This is a genomic window from Paenibacillus sp. PAMC 26794, from assembly GCF_000316035.1.
Taxonomy (GTDB): Bacteria; Bacillota; Bacilli; order Paenibacillales; family Paenibacillaceae; genus Paenibacillus.
Genome location: NZ_ANHX01000020.1, coordinates 1 through 710, shown reverse-complemented (window position 1 = coordinate 710; position 710 = coordinate 1). Strand labels below are relative to the sequence as shown.

Here is a 710-nt window from a genome sequence, read left to right as displayed (position 1 = left end):
TAAGCGAAAAGTTAAAGCAACAGCGATTGACATCGCTCAACTTGTAGGGTTAAGAAGTTATGGAAGAGTAGATTTTAGAATTGATAATCAGGGTGTTGCTTACTTAATGGATATAGCTGCTTCGCCTTATACAACCAAGCATAGCTCATTTGCTTATGCTTTTAACCAAATGGGTTTAGAGTATCACGATATATATAGTACAATAATTGGATTATCTACGAAAATAGATTAGTGATAACTGACTATAACGATGAGAATTGCAGATCAGAAAAAGAAATAATCTGCAATGAAAAGAACTAGACTCATCTTTGGGATTGGAGTTTTCGTATACCCATTGATCAAGCTCAGCGGGTTCGAGTATCAACTTATTTTTAATCAATGTATCTAAGGCTACCAGCCTATTTTTTAATTTATCTTCATTTTTTGTATGAAAATTAGGAAGATTATCTTTAGAGTCACCGAGTATATTTTCTGCGTCACGCCAATTGCATTGAAGTATATTTTTAGCCAGTTCTAAGTTGGTCAAGTGGTATTCATAGAAACTATCAACAGTGTTTGCAAGAATTTTATGTTTTAAAATATTTATAGTTGAATCGTAATCTTGATAATTTCTATTTATCAAATACAAATTTGCAAGATTAATTAACATTACAGCATCCTTTTCGGTTGGAACATAATGAATTTTAGCTTTAAAATTCATTATGCTCTCA

Annotated in this window: 2 protein-coding genes; one reads left to right on the top strand and one right to left on the bottom strand. The window is 31.4% G+C overall.

The features are described from left to right. Window positions 1–232: hypothetical protein (locus D829_RS32890; protein WP_206537062.1), on the top strand; the 232-nt coding region annotated here is incomplete at its 5' end. On the opposite strand, the gene D829_RS30825 is transcribed toward D829_RS32890, so the two are convergent. Then, window positions 212–710, bottom strand: a 499-nt coding sequence (locus tag D829_RS30825) for a hypothetical protein (RefSeq protein WP_036660742.1), incomplete at its 5' end; no start/stop codon positions are given. The two genes, D829_RS32890 and D829_RS30825, sit on opposite strands and share 21 nt — an antisense overlap.